This window comes from Musicola paradisiaca NCPPB 2511 (genome assembly GCF_000400505.1).
Taxonomy (GTDB): Bacteria; Pseudomonadota; Gammaproteobacteria; order Enterobacterales; family Enterobacteriaceae; genus Musicola; species Musicola paradisiaca.
Genome location: NZ_CM001857.1, coordinates 3,444,974 through 3,468,289 on the forward strand (window position 1 = coordinate 3,444,974; position 23,316 = coordinate 3,468,289).

Annotated in this window: 24 protein-coding genes and 2 tRNA genes; 15 read left to right on the top strand and 11 right to left on the bottom strand. The window is 54.5% G+C overall.

Annotated features, from left to right (window positions below):
- The first annotated feature begins 74 nt into the window (after positions 1–74).
- The 4 genes from map (at position 75) to DPA2511_RS15330 (ending at position 5,073) form a co-directional block, all read left to right on the top strand.
- Positions 75–869: a type I methionyl aminopeptidase gene (gene map / locus DPA2511_RS15310; protein ID WP_015854658.1), complete on the top strand. Its 795-nt coding sequence runs from the start codon at positions 75–77 to the stop codon at positions 867–869.
- Positions 870–984: 115 nt separating this feature from the next.
- Positions 985–3,657: a bifunctional uridylyltransferase/uridylyl-removing protein GlnD gene (gene glnD / locus DPA2511_RS15320; protein WP_015854659.1), complete on the top strand. Its 2,673-nt coding sequence runs from the start codon at positions 985–987 to the stop codon at positions 3,655–3,657.
- Between the two features lie 97 nt (positions 3,658–3,754).
- On the top strand, positions 3,755–4,579 hold the full coding sequence (gene dapD, locus DPA2511_RS15325) for a 2,3,4,5-tetrahydropyridine-2,6-dicarboxylate N-succinyltransferase (protein WP_015854660.1): 825 nt from the start codon (positions 3,755–3,757) through the stop codon (positions 4,577–4,579).
- 107 nt (positions 4,580–4,686) lie between these two features.
- On the top strand, positions 4,687–5,073 hold the full coding sequence (locus DPA2511_RS15330) for a DUF3461 family protein (protein WP_015854661.1): 387 nt from the start codon (positions 4,687–4,689) through the stop codon (positions 5,071–5,073).
- A 66-nt stretch (positions 5,074–5,139) separates the two neighbouring features.
- Here the strand turns inward: DPA2511_RS15330 and DPA2511_RS15335 are convergent, their stop codons facing one another.
- The 4 genes from DPA2511_RS15335 to syd all read right to left on the bottom strand — a co-directional run bounded on the left by DPA2511_RS15335 (position 5,140) and on the right by syd (position 7,903).
- Positions 5,140–5,589 carry a flavodoxin gene (locus tag DPA2511_RS15335; protein ID WP_015854662.1) on the bottom strand — a complete coding sequence of 150 codons (450 nt, stop codon included), beginning with the start codon at positions 5,587–5,589 and terminating at the stop codon, positions 5,140–5,142.
- Positions 5,590–5,607: 18 nt separating this feature from the next.
- The gene (gene truC, locus DPA2511_RS15340; protein ID WP_015854663.1) at positions 5,608–6,393 is read right to left on the bottom strand and encodes a tRNA pseudouridine(65) synthase TruC; all 786 of its coding nucleotides are present in this window, start codon (positions 6,391–6,393) and stop codon (positions 5,608–5,610) included.
- 4 nt (positions 6,394–6,397) lie between these two features.
- Positions 6,398–6,721: a YqcC family protein gene (locus DPA2511_RS15345; RefSeq protein WP_015854664.1), complete on the bottom strand. Its 324-nt coding sequence runs from the start codon at positions 6,719–6,721 to the stop codon at positions 6,398–6,400.
- Between the two features lie 633 nt (positions 6,722–7,354).
- Positions 7,355–7,903 carry a SecY-interacting protein gene (gene syd / locus DPA2511_RS15350; protein WP_015854665.1) on the bottom strand — a complete coding sequence of 183 codons (549 nt, stop codon included), beginning with the start codon at positions 7,901–7,903 and terminating at the stop codon, positions 7,355–7,357.
- 265 nt (positions 7,904–8,168) lie between these two features.
- Here syd and ppnN point away from each other — a divergent pair, with 265 nt between their 5' ends.
- Both ppnN and xni read left to right on the top strand, forming a co-directional pair.
- Positions 8,169–9,542, top strand: a complete 1,374-nt coding sequence (gene ppnN, locus DPA2511_RS15355) for a nucleotide 5'-monophosphate nucleosidase PpnN (protein ID WP_015854666.1) — start codon at positions 8,169–8,171, stop codon at positions 9,540–9,542.
- 57 nt (positions 9,543–9,599) lie between these two features.
- Complete coding sequence (gene xni / locus DPA2511_RS15360; RefSeq protein ID WP_015854667.1) at positions 9,600–10,361, top strand: flap endonuclease Xni; 762 nt, start codon at positions 9,600–9,602, stop codon at positions 10,359–10,361.
- Between the two features lie 5 nt (positions 10,362–10,366).
- On the opposite strand, the gene rlmM is transcribed toward xni, so the two are convergent.
- The 4 genes from rlmM to DPA2511_RS15380 all read right to left on the bottom strand — a co-directional run bounded on the left by rlmM (position 10,367) and on the right by DPA2511_RS15380 (position 13,388).
- Positions 10,367–11,467 carry a 23S rRNA (cytidine(2498)-2'-O)-methyltransferase RlmM gene (gene rlmM / locus DPA2511_RS15365; RefSeq protein WP_015854668.1) on the bottom strand — a complete coding sequence of 367 codons (1,101 nt, stop codon included), beginning with the start codon at positions 11,465–11,467 and terminating at the stop codon, positions 10,367–10,369.
- A 1-nt stretch (position 11,468) separates the two neighbouring features.
- A complete protein-coding gene (locus DPA2511_RS15370; RefSeq protein ID WP_015854669.1) occupies positions 11,469–11,855 on the bottom strand; it encodes a DUF423 domain-containing protein in 387 nt (128 codons plus the stop codon).
- A 41-nt stretch (positions 11,856–11,896) separates the two neighbouring features.
- Positions 11,897–12,823, bottom strand: coding sequence for a transcriptional regulator GcvA (locus DPA2511_RS15375; protein WP_015854670.1), 927 nt, complete (start codon positions 12,821–12,823; stop codon positions 11,897–11,899).
- 343 nt (positions 12,824–13,166) lie between these two features.
- Positions 13,167–13,388, bottom strand: a complete 222-nt coding sequence (locus DPA2511_RS15380; RefSeq protein WP_015854671.1) for a YgdI/YgdR family lipoprotein — start codon at positions 13,386–13,388, stop codon at positions 13,167–13,169.
- Between the two features lie 173 nt (positions 13,389–13,561).
- On the opposite strand from DPA2511_RS15380, the gene csdA reads away from it, so the two are divergent.
- Together csdA and csdE are read left to right on the top strand one after the other, a co-directional pair.
- Positions 13,562–14,767, top strand: a complete 1,206-nt coding sequence (gene csdA, locus DPA2511_RS15385) for a cysteine desulfurase CsdA (RefSeq protein WP_015854672.1) — start codon at positions 13,562–13,564, stop codon at positions 14,765–14,767.
- A 4-nt stretch (positions 14,768–14,771) separates the two neighbouring features.
- Positions 14,772–15,215, top strand: coding sequence for a cysteine desulfurase sulfur acceptor subunit CsdE (gene csdE, locus DPA2511_RS15390; RefSeq protein ID WP_015854673.1), 444 nt, complete (start codon positions 14,772–14,774; stop codon positions 15,213–15,215).
- Positions 15,216–15,401: 186 nt separating this feature from the next.
- Here csdE and tcdA read toward each other — a convergent pair whose 3' ends face one another.
- On the bottom strand, positions 15,402–16,229 hold the full coding sequence (tcdA, locus tag DPA2511_RS15395; protein WP_015854674.1) for a tRNA cyclic N6-threonylcarbamoyladenosine(37) synthase TcdA: 828 nt from the start codon (positions 16,227–16,229) through the stop codon (positions 15,402–15,404).
- A 193-nt stretch (positions 16,230–16,422) separates the two neighbouring features.
- On the opposite strand from tcdA, the gene DPA2511_RS15400 reads away from it, so the two are divergent.
- Genes DPA2511_RS15400 through DPA2511_RS15415 form a run of 4 tightly spaced genes read left to right on the top strand, consistent with a single transcriptional unit; the run spans position 16,423 to position 18,945 of the window.
- Positions 16,423–16,890 carry a GNAT family N-acetyltransferase gene (locus DPA2511_RS15400; protein ID WP_015854675.1) on the top strand — a complete coding sequence of 156 codons (468 nt, stop codon included), beginning with the start codon at positions 16,423–16,425 and terminating at the stop codon, positions 16,888–16,890.
- Positions 16,887–17,867 (top strand): D-2-hydroxyacid dehydrogenase family protein, encoded by a 981-nt coding sequence (locus DPA2511_RS15405; RefSeq protein ID WP_015854676.1) that lies wholly within the window; start codon positions 16,887–16,889, stop codon positions 17,865–17,867. Before DPA2511_RS15400 ends, DPA2511_RS15405 begins: the two co-directional genes overlap by 4 nt.
- 35 nt (positions 17,868–17,902) lie before the next feature.
- The gene (locus tag DPA2511_RS15410) at positions 17,903–18,382 is read left to right on the top strand and encodes a GNAT family N-acetyltransferase (RefSeq protein ID WP_015854677.1); all 480 of its coding nucleotides are present in this window, start codon (positions 17,903–17,905) and stop codon (positions 18,380–18,382) included.
- 56 nt (positions 18,383–18,438) lie between these two features.
- Positions 18,439–18,945: a GNAT family N-acetyltransferase gene (locus DPA2511_RS15415; protein ID WP_015854678.1), complete on the top strand. Its 507-nt coding sequence runs from the start codon at positions 18,439–18,441 to the stop codon at positions 18,943–18,945.
- A 48-nt stretch (positions 18,946–18,993) separates the two neighbouring features.
- On the opposite strand, the gene mltA is transcribed toward DPA2511_RS15415, so the two are convergent.
- Positions 18,994–20,133, bottom strand: a complete 1,140-nt coding sequence (mltA, locus tag DPA2511_RS15420; protein WP_023638427.1) for a murein transglycosylase A — start codon at positions 20,131–20,133, stop codon at positions 18,994–18,996.
- Between the two features lie 219 nt (positions 20,134–20,352).
- Between mltA and DPA2511_RS15425 the strand changes: the two genes are divergently transcribed.
- Together DPA2511_RS15425 and DPA2511_RS15430 are read left to right on the top strand one after the other, a co-directional pair.
- Positions 20,353–20,429, top strand: a tRNA-Met gene (locus tag DPA2511_RS15425).
- 39 nt (positions 20,430–20,468) lie between these two features.
- Positions 20,469–20,545 (top strand) — tRNA-Met (locus tag DPA2511_RS15430).
- 174 nt (positions 20,546–20,719) lie between these two features.
- Here the strand turns inward: DPA2511_RS15430 and amiC are convergent.
- Positions 20,720–21,961 (bottom strand): N-acetylmuramoyl-L-alanine amidase AmiC, encoded by a 1,242-nt coding sequence (amiC, locus tag DPA2511_RS15435; RefSeq protein WP_015854680.1) that lies wholly within the window; start codon positions 21,959–21,961, stop codon positions 20,720–20,722.
- A 250-nt stretch (positions 21,962–22,211) separates the two neighbouring features.
- Here amiC and argA point away from each other — a divergent pair.
- Positions 22,212–23,316, top strand: a 1,105-nt coding sequence (gene argA / locus DPA2511_RS21920) for an amino-acid N-acetyltransferase (protein ID WP_023638428.1), incomplete at its 3' end; no start/stop codon positions are given.

A 23,316-nucleotide genomic window follows, 5' to 3' on the forward strand; every position in this document is an offset into this window, starting at 1 on the left:
GCTGATACCATAAATCACTAACTTACCGATTTTTCGTTTTCGATGAAGAAAACGACACCTGCGGACAACGTTCAATGGCAATATCAATCAAAACCTCTGAAGATATCGAAAAAATGCGTGTGGCCGGCCGGTTGGCCGCCGAAGTGCTTGAAATAATTGAACCCCATGTGGTGCCAGGCGTCAGTACCGGGGAGCTGGACAGACGCTGCCATGAGCATATCGTCAATAACCAGCAAGCGGTTTCTGCCTGTCTGGGATACCACGGTTTCCCGAAATCCGTGTGTATTTCCGTCAATGAAGTGGTCTGCCACGGTATCCCCAGCGACGACAAAATTCTCAAGGACGGCGATATCGTGAATATCGACGTCACCGTCATCAAGGATGGTTTTCACGGCGACACCTCAACCATGTTCATCGCCGGCAAACCGACTATCCAGGGAGAACGGCTTTGCAAAGTCACGCAGGAAAGCCTGTATCTGGCGCTGCGCATGATCAAACCCGGCATTCGTCTGCGTTCGCTGGGACGCGAAATCCAGAAGTACGTCGAGGCTCATGATTTTTCCGTAGTGCGCGAATACTGCGGCCACGGTATCGGCAAAGGATTCCACGAAGAACCGCAGGTACTGCACTATGACGCCGATGACGGCGGCGTGGTGCTGCAACCGGGCATGGCGTTCACCGTGGAACCGATGGTCAATGCCGGCGACTATCGCATTCGCACCATGAAAGACGGCTGGACGGTAAAAACCAAGGATCGCAGCTTGTCGGCGCAGTACGAGCATACTATTGTGGTGACAGAAAACGGCTGCGAAATAATGACGTTGCGAAAGGACGACACCATTCCCAACATCATCACGCATCAGGAATAAAACTAAGCCGGCGTCCGCCGGCTTTTTTATAACCATAATCCTGGCTGCCTTCCCGCCGGCCGTATACGGCAAACACATCCACACGACTCCTGGCCATCTTAACGAGCTGTATATCATGATCGACAGAGACCTTTCGCATGAACTTCCCGGCACCACGGGTTCGATCAATCCCCCGCCCGCCTCACCGTTGACGTTCAGCGACGACATGTTGGAATGCCAAATCCTGAGGCAACATCTGGAAACGTTCCAGAACTGGCTGGCCGACGAATTCAAGGCCGGCATCAGCGCCGAAAACCTGGTAGACGCGCGCACCCTGTTTATCGATCACCTGATGCAGCGCCTGTGGCGATTCTACGGTTTTGAACATGTGCCACAAACGGCGTTGGTGGCCGTCGGTGGTTACGGACGCGGCGAGCTGCACCCGCTCTCGGACATCGACTTACTGGTGTTGAGCCAGCACAAACTGACTGAAACCCAATCGCAAACGATTGGCGCCTTCATCACCCTGCTGTGGGATCTCAGACTGGAGGTCGGGCACAGCGTGCGCACGTTGGAAGAGTGTCTGCAAGAAGGCATCGCCGACATTTCCGTAGCCACCAACCTGATTGAGTCCCGCATGATATGTGGCGACGTGGCGCTGTTCCTTTCCTTGCAGAAACAGATATTCAGCGACGATTTCTGGCCTTCGGAAACGTTCTTTCCCGCCAAAATCGCCGAACAGCGGGAACGCCATCAGCGTTACCACAGCACCAGCTACAATCTCGAACCTGATATCAAAAGCAGCCCCGGCGGGCTGCGGGATATCCATACGTTGCTATGGGTCGCTCGCCGCCACTTCGGCGCCACCTCGCTCAACGAGATGGTGGGTTTCGGTTTTCTTACCAAAGCGGAACGAAACGAACTGAACGAGTGCCAGAGTTTCCTGTGGCGTATCCGCTTCGCCCTGCACCTGATACTGAACCGCTACGACAACCGCCTATTGTTCGATCGCCAGTTAAACGTCGCCCAACTCCTGCAATATCAGGGGGAAGGCAACGCGCCGGTCGAACGGATGATGAAAGATTTCTATCGCGTCACTCGCCGGGTGGGCGAGTTGAACCAAATGCTGCTGCAGCTGTTCGACGAGGCGATCCTGGCGCTGGAAACCAGCGAAAAACCGCGCCCGCTGGATGACGAATTCCAGCTCAGAGGCACGCTGATCGATTTACGCGACGCCACCTTGTTCGAGCACAAGCCCGAATCCATTATGCGTATGTTCTATCTGATGGCTCGCCATCAGGAGATCACCGGCATTTACTCCACCACATTACGTTTGCTGCGCCACGCGCGTCGCCACCTCAAACAGCCGCTGTGTACCATCCCGGAAGCACGCAATCTGTTCATGACTATTCTGAGTCACCCTAAGGCCGTCAGCCGAGCGCTGTTGCCGATGCACACGCACAGCGTACTGTGGGCCTATATGCCGCAGTGGGGAAATATTGTCGGCCAGATGCAGTTCGATCTGTTTCATGCCTATACCGTGGACGAGCACACCATCCGCGTATTATTGAATCTGGAAAGCTTCTCCGAAGAGGCCACCCGTAAAGAACACCCGTTGTGCGTAGAGCTTTATCCGCGTCTGCCGCAACCGGAGCTGCTGCTGCTGGCCGCACTGTTCCACGATATCGCCAAGGGCCGGGGCGGCGATCATTCAGAGCTGGGCGCGAAAGACGCCCTGGAATTCGCCGCGCTGCATGGCCTCAACTCCCGTGAAACACAGTTGGTTTCCTGGCTGGTGCGCTGCCACCTGCTGATGTCAGTCACCGCGCAACGCCGCGATATTCAGGATCCGGCGGTCATCCAGCAATTCGCCGAACAGGTACAGAGCGAAACCCGTTTGCGCTACCTGCTCAACCTGACGGTAGCGGATATTTGCGCCACCAACGAAACATTGTGGAACAGCTGGAAACAGAGCCTGTTGCGCGAACTCTATCTGGCGACCGAAAAACAGTTGCGCCGCGGGATGCAGAACTCCCCGGATCTACGGGAGCGCGTGCGGCACCACCGTCTGCAAGCCATGGCGCTACTGCGGATGGACAACATCAACGAAGAGGCGCTGCATGCCATCTGGAGCCGTTGTCGGGCAGACTACTTCCTACGGCATTCGCCGAATCAGTTGGCCTGGCACGCTCGCCATCTGCTGGAACACGATGTCAACAAACCGTTGGTGCTGATCAGCCATCAAGCCAGTCGCGGCGGCACGGAGATCTTTATCTGGAGCCCCGACCGCCCGTATCTGTTTGCCGCGGTGGCCGGCGAGCTGGATCGCCGCAATCTGAGCGTTCATGATGCCCAGATCTTCACCAGTCGTGATGGTATGGCGATGGATACGTTCATCGTGTTGGAGCCGGACGGCAACCCGCTGGCTCCCGACCGCCATGACATGATCCGGCATGCCATCGAGCAAGCGTTGACGCAGCGGGACTATCAACACCCCCGCATTCGCAGGCCATCCCCCAAGCTGCGTCATTTCAGCGTGCCGACCGAGGTCAGCTTCCTGCCGACGCATACCGATCGCCGCAGTTACATGGAGCTGATCGCACTCGATCAGCCCGGCCTGCTGGCGCGGGTAGGCGAAGTCTTCGCCGACCTCAATCTGTCGCTGCATGGCGCCAGGATTTCCACCATAGGGGAACGAGTCGAGGACTTATTTATTCTGGCAGATGGAGAAAGACGGGCATTAAGCCCCGAATTACGTCTCAAACTGCAGCAACGGTTGACAGAAGCCCTCAACCCAAACGATAAATGACCCCTAACTTGAATGTCTGGCCGCGCCCGGCATGAGATGCAACTTGCGACTCATGCATGACGTGGCCTGTTTTTGTTAATTACGAAAGAGAAACAGGATGCAGCAATTACAGAACATCATCGAAACCGCGTTTGAACGTCGCGCAGAAATCACTCCGACCAGCGTGAACAACGTAACGCGAGAAGCGATCAATCAGGTTATCAGCCAGTTGGATAGCGGCGTGCTGCGTGTGGCTGAAAAAATCAACGGTCAATGGGTCACTCACCAGTGGCTGAAGAAAGCGGTTCTGCTCTCTTTCCGCATCAATGACAACCGTCTGCTGGAAGGTGCGGAAACCCGCTACTATGACAAAGTACCGATGAAATTCGCCGACTACGACGAAGCGCGCTTCCAGCGCGAAGGCTTCCGCGTCGTACCTCCCGCCAGCGTGCGTCAGGGTGCCTATATCGCTCGCAATACCGTATTAATGCCCTCCTACGTCAACATCGGCGCTTATGTTGACGAAGGCACCATGGTAGATACCTGGGCGACTGTCGGCTCTTGCGCGCAGATTGGTAAAAACGTTCATCTTTCCGGCGGCGTCGGCATCGGCGGCGTACTGGAGCCGCTGCAGGCCAATCCGACCATCATCGAAGACAATTGCTTCATCGGTGCGCGTTCCGAAGTGGTGGAAGGTGTGATCGTAGAAGAGGGTTCCGTCATCTCCATGGGCGTATTCATTGGTCAGAGCACCAAGATTTACGATCGCGAGACCGGCGAAATCCATTACGGTCGCGTACCGGCGGGCTCCGTAGTGGTTTCCGGCAACCTGCCCTCCAAAGATGGCAGCTACAGCTTGTACTGCGCGGTGATCGTGAAAAAAGTGGACGCCAAAACCCGCGGAAAAGTGGGAATTAATGAGTTATTACGCACCATCGACTAAACTAATTGGCGGGTAATAACCCGCCATTTTTTACGGCCTCAGGCCACACACCCACACGGCGTTCAGCCATTTTGCTTACGGCCAACGAAAACAAAAAAGGTGGTGCTATGTACGACAATCTGAAAAGTCTGGGGATTACCAATCCGGAAGATATTGATCGCTATAGCCTTCGTCAGGAAGCCAGCAACGATATTCTTAAGATCTACTTTCGCAAGGACAAAGGGGAGTTCTTCGCTAAAAGCGTCAAATTCAAATATCCGCGCCAACGTAAAACCATTGCAGCAGACAGCAATGGCCAAGGTTATAAGGAAATTGACGAGATCAGCCCCAACCTACGTTATGTCGTCGATGAACTGGATCAACTCTGCCAGCGCGATCAGGCTGAAGTGGATTTAAAACGCAAAATCCTGGCGGATTTACGCCATCTTGAAAACGTTGTCACTAATAAAATCAATGAAATAGAATCAGATCTGGAAAAGCTGACCAAACGCTGAGACGGCATCGAACTACCGTGTGAGGCTCCACGCTACGCCTCACACGAATCCTTCCACTTGTTGATTTTACGACACCAACGATGCCCAGCTTTCTACCCACGGACAAGAAATGACTTCCGGCTCAGGGTGCTCCGTCGCATCAATTTCCAGCACCTCGCCGACACGTTTGGCGCCCATTTCCTGCAATTGAGCATCAAACAAACGGCCGCCGCCGCAGAAATGTTCATAGCTGCTGTCGCCCAGTGCAATCAGGCCGTAGCGGACTTCAGGCTGATAACCGACGTTGTCGCGCAGCGCGCCATAAAGAGGAATGAGGGATTCCGGCAATTGCCCCTGCCCGGTGGTAGAAGTCACGACCAGAATGACGTCGTTGCGATAAGCCATCCAGTCATCAAGTGAAGCCTCCTCAAAGACTTTCACTTCATGCCCGTGCTCGCGCAGAATATTCTCCGCTTCCTCCGCCACCAGCAACGCATTGCCGTAGACAGTGCCAACAAAAATACCGATTCGCGCCATAACGCCTATTCTCCCGTTTTATTCTGACGTCAGCCCGCTATCCTGCCGCCAGTCAGACCCAAACTCAACCCTTTCAACATCAGGGATACCGCCCTGCCAGCCAAACTGCGACATGACCCCCTGCCAGCTTTGATCCCAGCGGGCATAAATATCCAGAGGAACATGGGTGATCGGATGGTTCAGACGCAAACGGCTGGCGTGCAGCATCAGTCTGGAACAGGAAAAATGCGTGGCCATACCGCGATTCTGGCGCAGATCGCCGTGCGTGGTATCGCCGATAATCGGGTGGCGGATATGCGCCATATGACGCCGTAACTGATGCTTGCGGCCGGTTTTGGGGTGGAGTTCAAGCAAGCTGTAGCGAGACGTTTCATACCGCCCAATCGCAACCGGCATTTCGGCTCTCGCCAATGCGCGATAAGCGCTGACGGCAGGCTGAGGGGCTTTATTCGGATCCGCGTACTTATCCGCGATGCGATCCAGCTCCTCGGTCAAGGCATAATCGATGACGCCCTCATCCGCCACATATCCGCGCACAACGGCATGATAGGTTTTCTCCATCTGATGCTGCTCAAACTGTAACGCCAGCATACGAGCCACTTCCGGCGACAAAGCCATCAACAACACACCCGATGTAGGCCTATCGAGACGATGAACCGTAAACACATGCCGACCAATCTGATCGCGCACGGTCTGCATGACAACCACTTTCTCCTTACGATCCAGCCAGCTCCGGTGCACCAGCCATCCGGCCGGTTTATTAACGGCGACCAGATAGTCATCCTGATAAAGTATTTCCAGCATCGGCTTACCCGGTAAACAAGTCGTCAAACCGACGCAACTCAGCCAACAGCGGCGTGATACTTTCGGTTCGGCCGTCAAATGCCGCTTCGAAATACGGCAGAATCGCGACACGTTCAGGCAGTGGCGCATCACTGTCCAGCAGCGCGTGCATTCTTGGCAGGAGCACCCATTGTAGCCACTGTTCCGCCTGCATGCAGTCAAGACAAAAAGGTTGAATGCTGGTGAAAGCCGCGTCATCCGGCGGAATGCTCTGCCATAAAAGGCTCGCTTTCAGCGCTTGTTCAATACCAAACAGGGATTGTCGAACCTGGATTTTGGGATTACTCATGCGGGATCTCATCGGGCTAAAAAGGCGGCAGAGCATAGCACCATTCATGTTTTCAGACATACTGAAACAGAAAAAAGGGGGTACTGAATCAGTACCCCCTTTTAGTCTGCTGCTTTATAGCACTCCCGCTATAAAATTGCGTCCCTGCTCATCCTTGAAAAAAATCTCCTTTTGGTTTTCCTAACCCGCTATCCTTGCTGACGATCCTTCTTTCATCCTGACAATCGATCCTTCTTGATCATCCATGACCTCATTCCCTTTTTAGGCTCCTGCCCCACCGGCATTCCCAAACCGGCTCTCATTCTCCGTCCTGGAGGTGTCCCTTATTTCATCCTGAAAAAAGAGTCTGGTCGCAACCAGGCACCTCACTCATCATCCTGATGAAACCAGAGCTACCTCGTTACTGTGTTACGAAACTGAATAATAAGATGTATTAATTGAATCGAATCGGCAAGCCACCCAAACAGCGCAATCCCCCGTTGAAAGGACGTATCAGAGGCTAACTATCATTAATTCATTAATTAATAATAAAAAATTAAAATTTAAACCTTAGCTTAATATTAAATATGAGAGATCACTTACACACAATGTGAGAGATCTCTTACAAACAGGAAAGCGAAACACGATTCCGGATTACATAATTATTGGCTGAAGCTTATACAAAAAGTCAGTCAGACTGGGAGCAAGCACTTGCCGCTGAGACGTACCGAACTCCTCCAGCAGCACCTCACCGCTGATATTACACAGAGAGATAAGCGTCATTTCTGAATCCGTACTGGCAAGAAACAGTGTCGGCGACAACTTAAGGCGTTTTTGCGTCAGCAGGTGGCCGATAAGATTTTCCTGCATACGTATAAAATCCTCCTCACTCCAGACTTGCAGCAACGAACAGCGGATATCGCCGAACTCGGCTTCCATATCACCGGCATACTGGCAGGAGAAGAACGCATGCGCGTCAGGATGCACGCTAATATCCAGTGCCCGCTCTACGCCATCAAGACGGGATGCGGCGACCGGCAATTGCGGCAACCAGAAAACGCACTCATCGCCGTTGTCCGTTATACAGGGCGAAGGAATGCCATACAACGCCGCACTGGCCGGAGGATGATCGGTTTCCCGGCGCCACAATTCAACATAACGTTGAGTAAACGCCTGCAATGTCTGTGATACCTGATGTTCCATTCAACCTCTCATCAATTGGCCTGTATTTGTTCACCAGGCATAGCCACCCAAACCACGCTATCCAACCAAAAACACGGCAATCATTTTATCCCGACAACACCTGATTCCGTCGACAAATACCATGAGAAAATGCGCAGCGTCGCGCAACTTTGTCGGCCGAACCTCGCTTCCCTTGGCAAAAAGGTCTGCCGCACGTTAAGGTGAAAGAGTCGATCCGACTCGTGTTGGACAACGGTCGAAACACATTGCGTTATCAGGGAGTAGTATGATTACACATATCAGCCCGTTGGGTTCCATGGATTTATTGTCGCAACTGGAAGTGGATATGCTGAAAAAGAGCACCGCCAGCAGCGATCTTTATCGGCTATTTCGAAATTGTTCCCTTGCCGTACTGAACTCCGGCAGTCAGACGGACAACAGCAAAGAGTTACTCTCCCGCTACGAGGACTATGACATCAACGTGTTACGTCGCGAACGTGGCGTCAAACTTGAATTGGTCAACCCACCGGAAGACGCCTTCGTCGACGGTGAGATCATCCGCGCATTGCAGGCCAACTTGTTCGCCGTTTTGCGGGATATCCTGTTCGTCAACGCGCAGATCACCACCTCAGGCCGCTACCAGAACCTGGAGCTGGATCCGGAAGACTCTGTTCACATTACCAATCTGGTGTTCTCGATTCTGCGCAACGCCAGAGCACTGCATGTGGGTGAAGAGCCTAACATGGTCGTATGCTGGGGTGGGCATTCCATCAATGAAACGGAATACCTTTATGCCCGCAAAGTCGGTAGCCAGTTGGGTTTGCGCGAGCTGAACATCTGCACGGGTTGCGGCCCGGGCGCGATGGAGGCGCCGATGAAAGGCGCCGCTGTCGGGCATGCCCAGCAGCGCTACAAGGATGGCCGTTTCATCGGGATGACCGAACCGTCGATCATTGCGGCAGAGCCGCCGAATCCACTGGTGAACGAATTGGTCATTATGCCGGATATCGAGAAACGCCTTGAGGCATTCGTTCGTATCGGTCACGGCATTATCATCTTCCCTGGCGGCGTGGGAACCGCAGAGGAATTCCTCTACCTGCTGGGGATCATGATGAACCCGGAGAATAGCGAACAGGTACTGCCGATCATTCTCACCGGCCCACAGGAAAGCGCCGATTATTTCCGGGTACTGGATGAGTTTATCGTCAGCACGCTGGGCCGTCAGGCTCGCCGCTATTATTCGATCATTATCAACGATGCGGCGGAAGTCGCGCGGCAGATGAAGAAAGCCATGCCGTTGGTGAAAGAGCATCGCCGCCATACCGGAGACGCTTACAGTTTCAACTGGTCTTTGCGTATCGCACCGGAACTGCAATTGCCGTTTGAGCCGACCCATGAAAACATGGCGAGTCTCAATCTGCATCCGGATCAACCCTCGGAGCAGCTGGCGGCGACCTTGCGTAAAGCGTTCTCCGGCATCGTTGCAGGTAACGTCAAGGAAGCGGGCATTCGTGCCATTGAGGAACTGGGCCCTTACAAACTGCGCGGTAATGCGGAAATCATGAACGATATGGATCGTCTACTGCAGGGCTTCATGTCTCAGCAACGGATGAAGCTGCCGGGCAGCATATACGTTCCCTGTTATGAAATCTGTGCCTGATTTCTTCCCCTATCGGCAGCGGTGATTTCCCGCTGCCATCACTGCGAATGCCGGATTATGCCTGTACACCTGCTGATTGTTGATGCCCTTAACCTTATCCGCCGGATCCATGCCGTGCAGGGTTCACCTTGTGTGGCCGCCTGCCAGCATGCGTTGAAACAGTTGATTCTGCACAGCCGGCCTACCCACGCTGTCGCAGTCTTTGACGACGAACAGCGCACGCAAAGTTGGCGGCATGAACTGCTGCCGGACTACAAAGCAGGCCGTCCGCCTATGCCGGAGAATCTGCGTCAGGAACTGCCACAAATCAAAGACGCTTTTCTGGGACTAGGCGTCGATAGCTGGCGCTCGCCGGGTAACGAAGCAGATGACCTGGCGGCCACACTGGCCAGCAAAGTCGCGGCACAGGGCCATCAGGCGACGATCGTATCCACCGACAAGGGCTACTGCCAACTATTGGCGCCGACCATTCAGATTCGCGACTACTTTCAGAAACGCTGGCTGGATGTGCCCTTCATCAGGCAGGAATTCGGTGTCGAACCCGGGCTGTTGCCGGATTACTGGGGGCTGGCGGGGATAAGCAGCAGTAAGATCCCCGGCGTGAGCGGCATTGGCCCCAAAACCGCAACGAGCTTACTGCACCAGGCCGGATCGCTGGATGCGCTGTACCAGCAGTTAGAACAACTCCCTGAAAAATGGCGACGCAAACTGGTGGAACAACAGGAGATGGCGTATCGCTGTCGTCAGGTCGCCACGTTAAAAATCGACCTGGAACTTAATGGCAACCTGCAACAGCTCAGGTTGCCAATCGGGGAATGACACACTCAGCGTTCGTCGCGACGGCCGGGAATAGCGCTCCAAATCCGCCGCACATGCACCGTCACCTCCTCTCGGTCATGGTACAACTGCTTGGCGTGAATCTCTGCGTTAATGCCGCCCTCCTGTAAACGCTGAGTCAATTTTTCCAGATTCAGCGCAACTTCTTCATAGCGCTTTTTCATCGGCAGTTTGAGATTGAAAATCGCTTCCCGGCACCAGCCGTTTACCAACCAGTCAGCCATGCGGCTGGTGACTTTAGCCGGTTTTTCCACCATATCGCACACCAGCCAGTAGATGTTATTGCGCGGCGGCTCAAAGCGAAAACCATCCGCCTGATGATGAATAACTTGTCCGGTATCCATCAGGCTCTGCGCCATCATGCCGTTATCCACGGCATGCACCATCATACTGCGCTTCACCAGTTGATAGGTCCACCCGCCCGGACAAGCACCGAGATCCACCGCGTACATTCCACTTCCCAGCCGCTCATCCCACTCATCCGCTGGAATAAACACATGAAACGCCTCTTCCAGCTTAAGCGTCGACCGGCTTGGCGCATCGGAGGGAAACTTCAGCCGGGGGATCCCCATATAAAACGGCGAATGGTTGTTGCTGTAGGAGTAGCCGACGTAACAGCAACCGGGGGCGATAAACAACACATGAACCACTGGCCGGTTAGGTTTCTCCTGCGCCTGCAGAATCTTGTCGTTCCGCAGCGCGGTACGCAGCGGAACCGTAAACTTGCGGCAAAATTTCATCAGTTCCTTGCACTCATTGGTATCAGGAACCTCGACCCGCAATTCTCCCGCGCGCTCCACCACGCCAGTCAGCATACCTACGATGGGCGTAATGCGATCCTCCGGCGGCAGATCGCGCAGCAACTCGCCACACACCATCATTTGACGAGCAAAAATCAGATCGCGGAAAGGTAATTCACGCACCAAACGATCGGCGTCTTCATGTTGATAACACTCGAAAATCACATAACCGCTGTTATCTTTTACCCGCACAAAACCATAAATATCGCGGCGTCCCGCTTTGTCGGTAATCTCCGCCGCGCACTCTTTCTCAAACCCCGGCCGACAATACAAAATCACTTTATTCATGCTATTCAGCCTTCTTCTTCAGGCGAAACGCCCCAATCAGCAGCAAAAGCCACCCAGTCAGAAAACAGACGCCGCCCACCGGCGTAACAAATACCCACATTCTCAAGCTGGACAACGCCAGGCAGTACAGGCTGCCGCTGAACAACACGATACCCAACGCCAGGGAAACCGAACTCCAGTAAAACCACACGTTGGCGCGTTGGCTCATGGCGACAGAAAGCACCAGGATCACCAACGAATGAAAAGCCTGATATTGCAGGCCGGTATGCAGCCAGCCCATTTCGGCGTCCCCCAGAGACTTACTCAATACATGGGTGCCGAACGCGCCGAGCGCCACGTACACAAAACCGCTGACGGCGGCAAATATCAGCATGAAACGACTGTTCATCAAGCGCTCCATTATCAAAAAAAGAAGCTGAGCCCGGGAGCTCAGCGTGAACCGTTATCGTAGCGGAAGCGAAACTTCTCCTGTTCGCTGGCCGCCCGCGCCAGAATCCACTGACGAAAGGCGGCTATTTTACCCAGTTCAGCCTGACTGTCATGACAAACCAGATAAAATGCATTTTTACTGACCAGCACATCGTTGAACGGGCAAACCAGACGACCGGCTTCAATCTCGGTCTGGGCCATCACGTTGTTAGCCAACGCCACCCCCTGCCCATGAATAGCCGCCTGCAACACCATCGCACTATGGCTGAAAATCGGCCCTTGCTGAACATTACTCTGCGAAATGCCCAACTGCCGGGTATAAGCCAGCCAGTCACGTCGGGAAGCATCGTGCAACAATGTGTGCCATGCCAAATCCGCCGGCGTCTTGAGCGGATGTTCACCGGTCAGCAGCAAAGGTGAGCAGACCGGCAGCAGATACTCGGCATACAATTTTTCCACTCTCAATCCCGGCCAGTTGCCGCGTCCGTAGAAAATCGCCACATCCACATCATCCGGTAAACGCTCCTCCTCCCGATCGACGGCCTGAATCCGCACATCAATGCCCGGGTATTCGGAATTGAAACTCGACAGGCGCGGCACCAGCCAGTGGATCGCGAAGCTCGGCAGCAAGCTGACTGTCAGCGCGCCTTTGGCGCTACGCGCCTGCAACTTGCGAGTCGCCTCATTTAAAGCAGAAAAGATTTCTTTTATATCAAGAAAATAACTTTGCCCTTCTTCCGTCAACAGCAACGAGCGATTGCGCCGCCGGAACAGCTTCAACCCGAGAAAATCCTCCAGGGATTTGATTTGATGGCTAACGGCAGCTTGTGTCACAAACAGCTCTTCTGCCGCTTTGGTAAAGCTGAGATGCCGGGCCGCGGCATCAAAAACACGCAACGCATTAAGCGGCGGTAATCGTTTCGACATACATCGGATTCTTTAAACAGGACCAATTTCAGACGGAGACAAACGTGGTTTGTCATTAGTTTTTATAATCCGAGGCATTATAAATTGTCCGTTGAGGATGCACCAGCAAATACCTATAGTAGCGCCACTTCCCTGAGCCGGAACGAAAAGTACCGATGATTGCCTGACGTGCTTTTGGCTTGTGGTTGTGATGTTGTGTTTGCTATTTGTTTATTGTCTGCATTTTCAGACGCGGTAGCCTAGCTACCTGTATTTCCTGTACATTTACCCTGTCTGTCTTAAGTAATTTATACAGCACCGCATTTGCGGTGCTTTTTTTGTCTGTGACAACCTCAGCTTCCTGCTATTTCACCCTCTCAATCTGCTTCACGTTGTCTTTATTGAGCTGCTGCTGGCGTCCCCAGACATCGGTAAAAGCGATCATACCGGTCTCTTCGTCAACGCTGGGTTTACCTTCGGCGATAATGGCGTCGCCATCCTGGGTCGTCAGCACATAGTTACTGGCACAGCCAGCGATTAGGAATGGAGCAATCAGCGCCACAGTAGCCAATACTTTATGCTTCATAAAGTTCTCCTTACCATTGCCAATTTCAGTAAAAATGAAATTTTTGAGATAAAACTTCACTATTAAGCATAGCAACGTCTTCGTTGCCCGCAGCAGAATCAGACTAGGGATCGTCCTAAACTTGTTTCAGCCGATAAAATGGGACAGGATCGAAGCCTCAACAGAGGACAGCCATGACACCGTTTAACCTTCACCATTTCCGCCAGCAGTTTCCTGCGCTTCAGCACCCCGGCGTCTATCTTGATAGCGCGGCAACCGCATTGAAGCCGACTGCGGTAATCGATGCCGTTCGGGATTGCTATGCCAGCCCATCCGGCAATGTGCACCGCAGCCAACACCATGCCGCTCGCGCGCTTTCCGATGCTTTCGAACGGGCGCGGGATGACGTCGTCGGCCTGCTGGGCGCAGAGAGTCGCCGCAATATTATCTGGACGCGCGGCGCAACGGAGTCCATCAATCTGGTTGCCCAAAGTTATGCCCGCACCTACCTTCAACCCGGCGATGAAATTCTGGTCAGCGAAGCGGAGCATCATGCCAATCTGGTTCCCTGGCTGCTCGTCGCGCAGCAAACCGGGGCCAGGGTGATTAAGCTGCCGTTGGATGATCGCCATCTGCCCGATATCCGCCGCCTACCCGCTTTACTCACGGAAAAAACCCGACTACTGGCCATCACGCAGATGTCCAATATCACCGGCGGCATGCCTGATTTGCACCAGGCCGTCGCGCTGGCGCATCAGGCAGGGGCGGTGGTCATGGTTGACGGCGCGCAAGGGATAGTACATGGCACAGTGAACGTCGCCGAGCTGGATATTGATTTCTATGCTTTTTCTGGCCACAAGTTATACGGCCCTACCGGAATTGGCGTCTTGTATGGCAAATCCGAATTGCTGGAGCAAATGCCCCCGTGGCACGGCGGCGGAAAAATGATGTCCAGCGTCTCCTTCGAAGGGTTCGAAGCCCTGACGGCGCCGCAGCGTTTTGAAGCTGGAACGCCGCATATTGCCGGTGTGATCGGTCTGGCGGCCGCGATTAACTGGTTGCAACAGCAGGACAGGCCTAGCGCAGAACGGCACAGCATCGCCCTGGCCGAGAATGCCGAACGCCAGCTAAGCCAACTGCCCGGTTTTCGCAGTTTCCGCAGCCCGAATGCCAGCCTGCTGCCTTTTATCTTTGAAGGCATCCACCACAACGATCTGGCGACGCTGCTTTCAGAGGAAGGTATCGCCCTGCGGGCCGGGCATCATTGCGCGCAGCCGATGACGGCTGTACTGGGCGTTACAGGCACGGTTCGTGCCGCCTTCGCGCCTTATAACAGCACCGAAGATGTCACCCGGCTGGTTGCTGCGACACGCAAAGCACTTGAATTACTGATGGACTGAACCAATGACCACCCACACCCCGCAACACCCATTCGGCACTGCCGTTGACGAAAACTCGCTGCTGGAACGTTTTGCCGCCTGCCGTTCCTGGGAAGAACGCTACCGGCAGATTATCCTGTTGGCTAAAACCTTACCGACGCTGGCGGATGAATACCGGCAGGAGCAGATTGCGCTTTCAGGCTGCGAGAACAGAGTCTGGCTGGGCTACGAACGGCGTACCGACGGCACGCTGCATTTTTATGGCGATAGTGATGGCCGTATCGTCCGCGGCCTGCTCGCCATTCTGCTCACCTCGGTGGAAGGCAAAACCGCCGCCGAACTGCGCCAGATGAACCCACTGGCGCTGTTTGAACGCCTGGCGTTGAAACAGCAGCTCAGCGCATCCCGCGCCGGCGGGCTGGCGGCGCTGGCCGCCAGAGTCCGCGATATCGCCGGCCAGGAAGACTAGCGACGTTCAACGGTGGGGCTAGCGATTACCCGCGGCGGCCCCATTGCATCCCCTCAACCCTCAACCCTCAACCCTCAACCCTCAACCCTCAACCCTCAACCCTCAACCTCCACCACCGATTTCTCACCTGGCTATCCGGTTCGTTAAGCCCAATTGCGGCTACATATCGGCAGGACAATGCCAATTTCAGGCAACGCCGGTCTCAGATAACGCCTGCCGTTGTGCCTTCGCCATCATTTTTTTCAGCGCATGGGACACCGCGACAAAACCAAACGTAGCAGTCACCATGGTGGCGGCGCCAAAACCGGCGGCACAGTCCATCCGTTTGACGCCATCGGCCGTACTGCGGGATGCGCAAACCGAGCCGTCCGGTTGCGGATAAACCAGCGGCTCGCTGGAAAACACGCAGTCAATACCCAATTTGCCCTTGCTGTTCTTCACGATGTTGAAGTCATGTTTCAGTCGCTCGCGCAGCTTGGCGGCCAGTGGATCCTGGATGGTTTTGGCCAGGTCGGCGACGTCAATCCGGGTGGGGTCGATCTGCCCGCCGGCGCCGCCGGTCGTCACTACCGGCACCTTGTTGCGGCGACACCAGGCCAACAGCGCCGCTTTCGGACGCACGCTATCGATGGCATCAATAACGTAACTGAAATGCTGATCGAGCAACGTCTGAACGTTATCGGCGGTAATAAAATCATCCACACACGTCACCCGGCACTCCGGGTTAATCGCCAGAATACGCTCGGCCATCACTTCCGTCTTCGGCTGGCCGGTATGCTGACGCAGAGCATGGATCTGCCGGTTGGTATTGCTTACGCACACATCATCCATATCGATCAGGGTAATCGCGCCAATGCCGGTTCGGGCTAATGCTTCCGCCGCCCAGGATCCCACGCCGCCGATGCCAATCACACAAACATGGGAATCGGCGAACAACGTCAGCGCCTTTTGACCATACAGCCTCGCCGTTCCGCCAAAACGTTGCAGATAGCTTTCGGATAATTGCGTACTCATACACCACCTTCACTCGGCCACAAACGGCAGGGATGATACCCCAGCCGCTAAAAATTGCAGAGAAAATTGCCGTATCGGGAATCATGCTCGCATTTCATAACACGATGCGGCGATATGCCTTTATCTTCAGCGAAGAATTGCGACACAATCGGCGCTGTGGCAACGTAAATGGTCATTGTTAACGGAGAAGATTATGCACCTCGAGCTGCTGCCGGCCACCGAATCCGACATCGACTATCTGCTTCATCTGAGAACCTTGACGATGAAGCGCTACCTGGAAGATGTCGGCGCGCCAACCGATAAGGAAGCCTTCCTGCAACGCATCCGCCATGAGTTTGCGCACGCCAATATCATCATGGTAAACGGTCAACGCGCAGGGCTGTTCAAATACCACTTCATTGCAGAACAACAACACTGGTATCTGCTGCAAATTCAGGTCCACCCCGACTATCAGCATCGGGGCATTGGCGGCATGCTGATTAGCGATGTGATCGCCCGCGCGGCCAAGCATAACCATCCCGTGGTGCTGAGCGTGCTGAAAAGCAATCCGGCCAGAAAGCTCTATGAACGACTCGGCTTTCGTATTACCTCGGAAGGCGCACAGGAGTTCATCATGACCCGCACGCCGGACGACTCTGCCGCCGCAGGAGAAAGCGCATGAACATCGCCATACTCGATGACTATCAGGATACCGTTCGGCATCTCTCCTGCTTCTCGCTGCTGAGCGGCCATCACGTACAAATATTGAACCAGAGTTATGCCGATCCCGCTGCCCTGGCGGATAAACTGCGTAATGTCGATGCGCTGGTTCTGATTCGGGAAAGAACCCGCATTACCGATGAACTGCTTTCCCGCCTTCCCAAGCTGGCGCTGATCAGCCAGACCGGGAAGATAAGCAACCATCTGGATATCGACCTGTGTTCAGGTTATGGCGTCGCGGTCGCGGAAGGTACCGGCTCACCGGTGGCACCGTCCGAATTGTGCTGGGCGCTGATCATGGCGGCGTCGCGCCGCCTGCCGCAGTATGTTTCCCAACTGGCCGCCGCGCGATGGCAACAAAATGGCGGGCATCGGCTGGGGCGCTCGCTGGAGGGCCTGGCACTCGGCATTTGGGGGTACGGTAAAATAGGGCAGCGCATCGCCCGTTACGCTCAAGCCTTCGGGATGAAAGTAATCATATGGGGCAGTGAATCCTCAAAGGCTCTGGCTAAACAACACGGGTTGTTGACCACCGAGAATAAGGCCGATTTTTTCAGGCAGGCGGACGTACTGTCATTACACCTGCGTCTGAACGCAGCCACCCGCCACTGCGTGGCTTATGAAGATTTGGCGCTAATGAAACCGGATTCGCTGTTCGTCAATACCAGCCGGGCTGAACTCATCGAATCCGGCGCGCTGTTACGCATACTGCAAGAACACCCCGGCCGGATGGCGGCGCTGGATGTTTTCGACCATGAGCCGGCCACCCCCGACGTCGAACCGCTGCTGTCGCTACCGAACGTACTGGCGACTCCGCATATCGGGTACGTGGAACAAAACAGCTACGAATTGTACTTCAAAACCGCATTTGAGAACGTCAACGCATTCGCCGAGGGGCGTGCGCAACATCTGGTCAACGGCGATAGCCTTAGGCAATGAGCTCAGCTTGCGATAATTCACAGACGGGAGCGGCGATGAAGCACCAAACTATCACGATAAGAAAAGCACGCCGGGATGATGCGCCGGCAGCATTTGATATCCGCAATCGCGCTATCCGGCACGGCTGCCGCAATGATTATTCTGCGGAACAACTGCAACGCTGGACAGACGGCCCGCTTAGCGAAGGATTTGCCAATACTGTTACCCACCATTTTTACGTTGCTGAAATCACAGGCGTTGTCGTGGCCACCGGCATGATCAACCTTTATACCGGCATGATTGATGCCCTATTCGTCAAACCGGAGGTGATGGGAAAAGGCGTCGGCAAACAAGTGCTTCATCATCTGGAAACACTGGCCCACACCGCAGGGCTGAGGGAAGTCCGGCTCGACGCATCCCTGAATGCCGCGCCGTTTTACCGCGCCCAGGGCTTCTCAGGTGAAAAAACCAGTCTATACCATTCACCCAGAGGCTTTTCACTACCTTGCATCCCGATGATCAAAAGTATCGGCTGACACTTCGCGTTAACTTGTTATTCTGATCGTTCCGTTATTTCATCGCCGGGGAAGCCATGAAAGAAATAATCATCAGAAGGGCGGAAGCCCAAGATGCCGCCGCCGTTGCTCGTATCTATAGCGGCATTCACGCCTATTCCGGAACGCTGCAATTACCCTATCCCTCGCCAACCCAATGGGAAGCCCGTCTTGGCAAGATCCCGGACAACATATATGCGTTTGTCGCGGAATCCGACGGAGAACTCGTCGGCAATTTGCGTTTCGAAATCTTTAGCAACCCGCGCCGACGCCATGTCGGCACTCTCGGCATGGGCGTCAGAGACGACTATCAAGGCCGGGGCATCGGCAGCGCGTTACTGGCCGCACTGGTGAACCTGACCGATAACTGGCTGAATATCCGTCGTATCGAACTGACGGTTTATTGCGACAACCTGCCGGCGCAAGCGCTATACAAAAAATTCGGCTTTATCGTTGAAGGGGAATCCAAAGACTATGCGTTTCGTGACGGTCGCTACGTTGATGCTTTCCACATGGCGAGAATACGCCCGGACAGATATACATAATCCGACGATTAACAGGCGCGGGCATATCCAGCGCCTGATGCATATTCATCAATTGCTTTGTGGGGATAGCGCCTCTCCGGCATTGGCGCTGAACAGCATCCCGCTCTGCGCCTGCGCATTACGCAGCACCCAAACCCGACCATAGTGGTTATAGTACCCTGCCGCATGGCCGGCCTCTGGCCCAATCCCCTGATAAATATCAAAATGTTGGCCCTTGATGGCGCCACCGACATCCAGCGCGACCATCAACCGCATCTCATACTGACCGGTGAATTTACCCTGATTATCCAGCAGCGGCACCTCCGCCAACAGCGTCGTACCCGCCGGGATCAGCGATCGATCGGATGCCACCGACGCCTTGGCCACCAGTGGTACGGCACTCGCCCCCTTTACCGGCATAGATGCCATGGGTTTGAAAAACACAAACGACGGGTTCTGCTCCAGTAACCCACGCACTTCCGCTTCCGAGTGACGTTCCGCCCACTGGCGAATAGCCTGCATGGACATCTCTTCTTTCGGCACTTCGCCCCGGTCGATCAAGACCTTGCCGATGCTACGATATGCATGACCGTTCTTTCCGGCATAACCGAAGAACGTCAGCGGGCTGCCATCGCCAAAATCGACATAACCGCTGCCTTGCACTTCCATCATGAAGTTATCCATCAGCGAATTGGTCCAGGCAATCGCCAGGTTGTCGCTCAAGGCACCGGAATAAATCGCCGCGCGATCGGGAAGTCGATGATTACGCGCCGCTCGCGGCATAGCATAAAGCGGGTAACGAAATTCGCCCTGACGATAATGACGCGCCTGCACCACCGGCGTGTAATAGCCGGTAAACTGCACATTGCCGAAGTTATCGACGCCTTCCATCTGCCAGGCATTCAAGCCGAATCGGGACAACTCGCGCGTATCGCCGCCCGCCTGAACCCAGTTACGAATGGCCTGAAACGTGTCGCTATTGCGATAATAAAGACTGGGAGAGGCACTCTGAATCTGGCTAATCTGATGGGTAAAATCACCGGCGTTAACCGGTTTGCCGTTGGCGTTCGGCTCGTTGACCAGCGCCAGCGGCTGGTTCAGGTGCCCATCTTTATACTGCTGCCCGCGATCGGTGGGCCGCGACTGACATCCCGCCAGTACCGCGATTACCACGCCGGTCAACACATATTTTCTCCACCATCCTTTCATCTGCGTTCTTACTCTCTCTGACCATCGATAGCGAAATAACGGGGGGAACGATAACAAACCCCCCTGGTGAATTAAACGCATCAGGGTCAAAAGCAGAATCAATCCGTGCAAAAAAACATCCTTACGGCGATAAATTCACCACAACCAAACAAAATAACAAACTATTTGCAAAAAGAGGTTGCATCACCGCTCACGGGGAGTATAGTGCGCATCCACGGACGCGGGGTGGAGCAGCCTGGTAGCTCGTCGGGCTCATAACCCGAAGGTCGTCGGTTCAAATCCGGCCCCCGCAACCAATTGAAAAAAGAAGTAATTTGTCAGAAAGACACTACGGACGCGGGGTGGAGCAGCCTGGTAGCTCGTCGGGCTCATAACCCGAAGGTCGTCGGTTCAAATCCGGCCCCCGCAACCAAACAAGAACACCCTAACGGGTGTTTTTTGGTTTTTAGCGTATCCTCCCGGCAATCCCATCCGAACGCAGTGAACATGTTGCCGACGCTTTCTATGGCGTATATCCCGGAGCGCGCCCGGCAAGTCAACGTGAACGCGCCCCACATTGTTAACGCCACTGCCGGTGCCTGAGTCTCTATCTTGTTAACGCAGCAAAATACGCTTTGATGCCTTCCAGCAAGGATTGTGCAATCTGCTGTTGGAAACGACTGGTACGCAACTTACGTTCCTCATCAAGATTACTGATAAACGCCGTTTCCACCAGAATCGATGGAATGTCCGGTGCCTTCAGTACCGCAAACCCAGCCTGATCCACCTTATTTTTATGCAGATAATTGATTTTCCCCAGCCTGCTCAGGATCTCTTTACCGAACTTGAGGCTGTCGCTGATAGTCAGGGTCTGCACCATATCGAACATCGTGTGATCAAGATAACGATCGCCGCTCATGCTGACCCCGCCGATCAGATCCGACTCGTTTTGAGTCTGCGCCAGAAAACGCGCGGCTGAACTGGTCGCGCCTTTTTTTGATAACGCGAACACCGATGAACCACGCGCGGCCGGGCTGGTAAACGCATCGGCGTGAATCGATATGAATAAATCGGCCTGCTGCCTGCGCGCCTTGGCAACACGCACCTTCAACGGAATAAACACATCTTCATTGCGCGTCATATAGGCTTTCATCGTCGGCTCCCGATCGATCATGGCCTTCAAACGACGAGCAATCTGCAATACTACATCCTTTTCCCGCGTCCGCTGGCGCCCGATGGCGCCGGGATCTTCACCACCATGTCCAGGATCCAGCATGACTACCAGCGGGCGCCCACGCCCGGCGCTGCTCTCTTTTCTCGGCGACTCGGGCGGCAACGAGCGTTCAAGTTCTCCCCGGTTGTAATCCTCCAGCAGCGCCAACAACGGATCCTCCGCGTTATCGTAACGGCCGACGACTGGATACAGATCCATTACCAGACGATTGCGAAAACCCGCCACCGGTGCCAGCGTAAACAGGCTCGGATTGATTTTCTGCCGTAACTCCAGCACCAGCCGGACGGTATTCTGGTCAAACTGCCCCGCCCGCGCGGTTTTGATAAAGGGATCGTCAGGCGCAAACTGCCGGTTGGCGTTTTTTAATACACTGTTCAGCGATGCGTTTTCGATATCGACGACCAGTCGATCGGGATTTTCCAGCAAGAATTGCCGGTATTTGAGCGGATGGCTGGATTCCAGCGTCACTCGGGTATAGGCGGAAGCGGGCCAGACACGGACAGCGATAATCTGGGACACCGCAGCCATACCAGCCCCGCTGATGCTTAACAGCCAGGTAGCCGCAGCTCCCTGCAAAAGACGTCGGCGGGTCAGAGGCGTTTTTGGGTCGAACATGTCACTCCGGTTTACTTGCTATGAAACGGCAAAACCATCCGACACGCTCCATCATTGTTTCACGCCGGGCAGCATGGCGGTAACAGTCATTACCACGTCGGGAAGCGCGCCGTCAGGCCAAGGCGCCAAAAACTTTAACCAATCAGTCTCTGGCTGTCATGAAAAAATCACTGTCACCCTTTATAACTGCGTCAGAGCGTCGCGCCGCACAAGCAACCATTCAGGAAAGTTATCACTTGCCTTTTCACTAATGAAGAATAAAAATACGGAAATATCGAATAAAAATTCAAGAGGGCTCGCAGTGAAGGAACGTAGTACAGAACTGGTTCAAGGCTTCCGCCACTCAGTTCCCTATATCAACGCGCATCGCGGTAAAACTTTCGTGATCATGCTGGGTGGCGAAGCCATCGAACATGAAAATTTTGCCAATATCGTCAATGATATCGGGCTGCTGCACAGCCTGGGAATCAAATTGGTGGTGGTCTACGGTGCCCGTCCCCAGATTGACGCCAATCTGACGGCCCATAACTACGAACCCTATTACCACAAACACACTCGTGTGACCGACAGTGCCACGCTGGAGCTGGTCAAACAGGCCGCCGGCACGTTGCAGTTGGATATCACCGCTCGTTTGTCGATGAGCCTGACCAACACGCCGCTTCAGGGAGCGCACATCAATGTGGTCAGCGGTAATTTTATCATTGCACAACCGCTAGGCGTGGACGACGGCGTTGATTACTGCCATAGCGGCCGTATCCGTCGGATTGACGAAGAGGCCATCCACCGTCAGTTGGACAGCGGCGCCATTGTGCTGCTGGGGCCTGTCGCCGTCTCCGTGACGGGAGAGAGCTTCAACCTGACCTCTGAAGAAGTCGCCACGCAGCTAGCCATTAAACTCAAAGCCGAGAAGATGATCGGCTTCTGCTCCACTCAGGGCGTCACCAATGACGACGGCAATATCATTTCAGAAATGTTGCCGGAAGCGGCTCAGCAGCGCATTCAGTCTTTGGAAGAGTCCGGCGACTATAATTCGGAGATCGTGCGTTTCCTGCGCGGCGCGGTCAAAGCCTGCCGCAGCGGCGTCCAACGCAGCCACCTGATCAGCTATCTGGAAGACGGCGCCCTGTTGCAGGAACTGTTCTCCCGCGACGGCATCGGCACCCAGATCGTCATGCAGAGCGCCGAACAAACCCGCCGGGCCACCATCAATGACATCGGCGGCATTCTGGAGCTGATTCGTCCGCTGGAACAACAAGGTATTCTGGTGCGTCGCTCTCGCGAACAGTTGGAGATGGAGATCGACAAGTTCACCGTCATCGTGCGGGACAACCTGACGATCGCCTGCGCGGCGCTTT

What these genes read in the sequence shown, in the direction of transcription:
- map (WP_015854658.1), top strand. Translation starts at nt 75, where the DNA reads ATGGCAATATCAATCAAAACCTCTGAAGATATCGAAAAAATGCGTGTG.
- glnD (WP_015854659.1), top strand. Translation starts at nt 985, where the DNA reads ATGATCGACAGAGACCTTTCGCATGAACTTCCCGGCACCACGGGTTCG.
- dapD (WP_015854660.1), top strand. Translation starts at nt 3,755, where the DNA reads ATGCAGCAATTACAGAACATCATCGAAACCGCGTTTGAACGTCGCGCA.
- DPA2511_RS15330 (WP_015854661.1), top strand. Translation starts at nt 4,687, where the DNA reads ATGTACGACAATCTGAAAAGTCTGGGGATTACCAATCCGGAAGATATT.
- DPA2511_RS15335 (WP_015854662.1), bottom strand. Translation starts at nt 5,589, where the DNA reads ATGGCGCGAATCGGTATTTTTGTTGGCACTGTCTACGGCAATGCGTTG.
- truC (WP_015854663.1), bottom strand. Translation starts at nt 6,393, where the DNA reads ATGCTGGAAATACTTTATCAGGATGACTATCTGGTCGCCGTTAATAAA.
- DPA2511_RS15345 (WP_015854664.1), bottom strand. Translation starts at nt 6,721, where the DNA reads ATGAGTAATCCCAAAATCCAGGTTCGACAATCCCTGTTTGGTATTGAA.
- syd (WP_015854665.1), bottom strand. Translation starts at nt 7,903, where the DNA reads ATGGAACATCAGGTATCACAGACATTGCAGGCGTTTACTCAACGTTAT.
- ppnN (WP_015854666.1), top strand. Translation starts at nt 8,169, where the DNA reads ATGATTACACATATCAGCCCGTTGGGTTCCATGGATTTATTGTCGCAA.
- xni (WP_015854667.1), top strand. Translation starts at nt 9,600, where the DNA reads ATGCCTGTACACCTGCTGATTGTTGATGCCCTTAACCTTATCCGCCGG.
- rlmM (WP_015854668.1), bottom strand. Translation starts at nt 11,467, where the DNA reads ATGAATAAAGTGATTTTGTATTGTCGGCCGGGGTTTGAGAAAGAGTGC.
- DPA2511_RS15370 (WP_015854669.1), bottom strand. Translation starts at nt 11,855, where the DNA reads ATGAACAGTCGTTTCATGCTGATATTTGCCGCCGTCAGCGGTTTTGTG.
- DPA2511_RS15375 (WP_015854670.1), bottom strand. Translation starts at nt 12,823, where the DNA reads ATGTCGAAACGATTACCGCCGCTTAATGCGTTGCGTGTTTTTGATGCC.
- DPA2511_RS15380 (WP_015854671.1), bottom strand. Translation starts at nt 13,388, where the DNA reads ATGAAGCATAAAGTATTGGCTACTGTGGCGCTGATTGCTCCATTCCTA.
- csdA (WP_015854672.1), top strand. Translation starts at nt 13,562, where the DNA reads ATGACACCGTTTAACCTTCACCATTTCCGCCAGCAGTTTCCTGCGCTT.
- csdE (WP_015854673.1), top strand. Translation starts at nt 14,772, where the DNA reads ATGACCACCCACACCCCGCAACACCCATTCGGCACTGCCGTTGACGAA.
- tcdA (WP_015854674.1), bottom strand. Translation starts at nt 16,229, where the DNA reads ATGAGTACGCAATTATCCGAAAGCTATCTGCAACGTTTTGGCGGAACG.
- DPA2511_RS15400 (WP_015854675.1), top strand. Translation starts at nt 16,423, where the DNA reads ATGCACCTCGAGCTGCTGCCGGCCACCGAATCCGACATCGACTATCTG.
- DPA2511_RS15405 (WP_015854676.1), top strand. Translation starts at nt 16,887, where the DNA reads ATGAACATCGCCATACTCGATGACTATCAGGATACCGTTCGGCATCTC.
- DPA2511_RS15410 (WP_015854677.1), top strand. Translation starts at nt 17,903, where the DNA reads ATGAAGCACCAAACTATCACGATAAGAAAAGCACGCCGGGATGATGCG.
- DPA2511_RS15415 (WP_015854678.1), top strand. Translation starts at nt 18,439, where the DNA reads ATGAAAGAAATAATCATCAGAAGGGCGGAAGCCCAAGATGCCGCCGCC.
- mltA (WP_023638427.1), bottom strand. Translation starts at nt 20,133, where the DNA reads ATGAAAGGATGGTGGAGAAAATATGTGTTGACCGGCGTGGTAATCGCG.
- amiC (WP_015854680.1), bottom strand. Translation starts at nt 21,961, where the DNA reads ATGTTCGACCCAAAAACGCCTCTGACCCGCCGACGTCTTTTGCAGGGA.